The 2,728-nt window shown below is 64.0% G+C and carries 2 protein-coding genes; one reads left to right on the top strand and one right to left on the bottom strand.

Annotation, left to right across the window (positions count from 1 at the left end):
* Positions 1 to 1,060, top strand: a 1,060-nt coding sequence (locus VF662_RS07850) for an excinuclease ABC subunit UvrC (RefSeq protein ID WP_464139611.1), incomplete at its 5' end; no start/stop codon positions are given.
* Between the two features lie 154 nt (positions 1,061 to 1,214).
* Here VF662_RS07850 and VF662_RS07845 read toward each other — a convergent pair.
* On the bottom strand, positions 1,215 to 2,728 hold a 1,514-nt coding region (locus VF662_RS07845; protein ID WP_464139609.1), incomplete at its 5' end, for a transferrin-binding protein-like solute binding protein.

The following is a 2,728-nucleotide window of genomic DNA, read 5'->3' as shown; positions in this document are numbered from 1 at the left end:
GGGCGGCACGATGTGCATCCAGGCCTTCTTCATCCGCGGCGGCCAGAATTGGGGCCATCGCAGCTTCTTCCCGGCGCACACCAGCGATGTGCCCGAGGACGAGGTTCTGTCGAGCTTCCTCACCCAATTCTACGAGGAGGTACCGCCGCCCAAGCAGATCCTCGTCGATCGGCCGCTGCCGGAGGCGGAGCTGCTTGCGGAGGCGTTCGGCGAGCGCGCCGAGCGCAAGGTCGTCCTGCGCGTCCCGCAGCGCGGCGACCATGTGAAGATGATCCGGCAAGCGAAGCGCAACGCGGAAGAGGCGCTCGACCGCCGCCTCGCCGAGACCAGCACCCAGAACCAGAATCTGCGGGCTCTGGCGGAGCTGTTCGAAATGGAAGGGCCGCCCGACCGGATCGAGGTCTACGACAACAGCCACGTCATGGGCACCAACGCGGTCGGCGCGATGATCGTCGCCGGCCCCGAAGGGTTCCGGAAGAACAGCTACCGCAAGTTCAACATCAAGCGCGAGGGCACCATGCCGGGCGACGATTTCGCGATGATGCGCGAAGTGCTCGGCCGCCGCTTCGCCCGGCTCGAAAAGGAGGATCCGGACCGCTCAAAGGGCGATTGGCCGGATCTCTTGCTGATCGACGGCGGCAAGGGACAGCTCTCGGCCGTCTGCGAGACTCTGGAGGATGCCGGCATCCACGACGTTCCGGTGGTCGCGATCTCGAAGGGGCCGGATCGCAATGCCGGCCGCGAGACGTTCCACATGCCGAACGGCCGCGAGTTCCAGCTGCCGCCCAACTCGCCCTTGCTCTTCTATCTCCAGCGCCTCCGCGACGAAGCCCACCGCTTCGCGATCGGCGCCCACCGCCAGAAACGGGCCAAGAGCATGGCCACCAGCCCGCTCGACGACGTCCCCGGCATCGGCCCCAGCCGCAAGCGCGCCCTCCTGATGCACTTCGGCACCGGCCGCGCCGTAAAGGGCGCCGCGCTGGAAGATCTGGAGAAAGCCCCCGGCATCTCGAAGGCGATGGCGCGTTCCATCTACGACTTTTTCCACCCGACGGGGTGAGTTGAGTTCCCTCTCCCGCTGGGGCGGGAGGGCTGAGCGAAGCGTCCGGCCGCTATTCCCCTGGTCCGGCGGCCGATGTCCCCGATCGGTGGAAAGCGGACCTCAGCGCCACGACCTTCTCGGCGCTTCCGAGCTTGCCGCCGCCCCGCCGCTCCTATTTGCGCTTGCCGACGCTGATGCCCGTCATCTTGCCGACTGCGGGGTCCTGGATGTTGAACACCGCACCATATTCCTGTGCCGAGTCGCCGTAGAAGCGCCCGATCAGGGTTCCCTTGCCGCCACTCCACGCTCCGCTGAACGCGGACGCGTAGGCGTCGATGGAGCCGCTGAAGTCATACCGTCCCAGTGCGCTCGAAGCGCCGCCTGCCTCCACTCGAAGGGGGAACAGGGCGGCGGTCAGCGTGCCCGTCCCGAAGTTCACGGAGAGATCGGATGTGCCGATCAACGATGCAATCAGCTTCGTATCGTTATGGATATCGCCGAACAGGCGACCGGAATAGGTGGCGCTGCCGCTCCGTGGCAGTTGATCGGCCGGCGTGGAGATGCCGAAGCCGATATAATCCACTCCTTCGGCCATGACTTTGCCGGTCGTGTCGGTTCGAGTGCCAAGAACGCGCATGAAGCTGGCGTAGGTCAGTTCGATGCCGTCGGTCTCGCCGTCGAACACACCGATCGAATATTGCACCTTTCCGTCGACGGTCGGCAGCGCAGCGCCGTAGGCGCGCAGGTCCCCCTTGTCCTGGGTCGGAACACGATTGGCCGGTCCGAACGAATAGCCGAACCCGACCTGGGAGCCGCCACCTCCGACCGTGTAGGTCTGGGTATCCGCATCGTAAATGATGTCCTCGCCGAGCGGAGGGGCTAGCGTTTCGCGGACCGGCAGGTCGATGAAGGTGCGGACGGTCCGGAGACGGGTCGATCCCTTCAGATTGGCAAGCGTGTCGGCAGAAGATGTCTTGGACAGGCCGTAGCCGGCGAAGGCGAGGCTGTAGAACAGGGATCCGGAGGTGCTGTAAAGCGTGCCGCCGATATCCTGTGCTTTCGGGCCAAAGAAGGATCCTGAGAAGTCCCCCTTGTATGAGTCCGAAGCGCCCCCCTTTGCAGTGAAGGTTCCGGCAAACTGGTTTTTGCCGGAGGTTATCGCGCCACTAGCCCTGACTTGCCCCTCGACTTCGGCGCCGGAAAGGCCCTGGCCGCCGAAATTGTGCGAGGCAGTCTTACCGCTGATCTCGATCTTGCCGGTTGCGAAGTCGACGAGTGCGACGCCGCGTCCCATGATGTTAAGCAGGTAATTACTCACCGATGAAGATCGGCTGCCCAAAAAGGAGAGCTCATAGGTTGCGCTGCCGAATCTCGGGACGGCGGAAGCTTCGCTCGGGTGGCCGAAGGCGAAGTCGATCGACATATAGCGGTCGATGCCGGTCGCTATGTCCCTATGCCGGGAAAAAAGCTGCCCAAGCGCAACATATTCGGGAGCGGTGGTCCATGGGGACCGCATTCCCCAATCCAGGTGGAGCTGCGTCGTGGTGTTCCCCACGACCTTTTCATAGCGAAGAGCGTTGGACGCATTGGTGGTCACATGGCTGGGTCCGAACGTTACATCTTCGGTCCCAGCCTTGAGCGTGAAGCTATCGGTTCCGGCATCATAAGCCAGGCTGGCGTCCGTCA

Source organism: Allosphingosinicella sp. (assembly GCF_036387215.1).
GTDB lineage: Bacteria > Pseudomonadota > Alphaproteobacteria > Sphingomonadales > Sphingomonadaceae > Allosphingosinicella.
The sequence above is the reverse complement of the archived record's forward strand: the minus strand, read 5'-3'. Positions and strand labels throughout refer to the sequence as shown.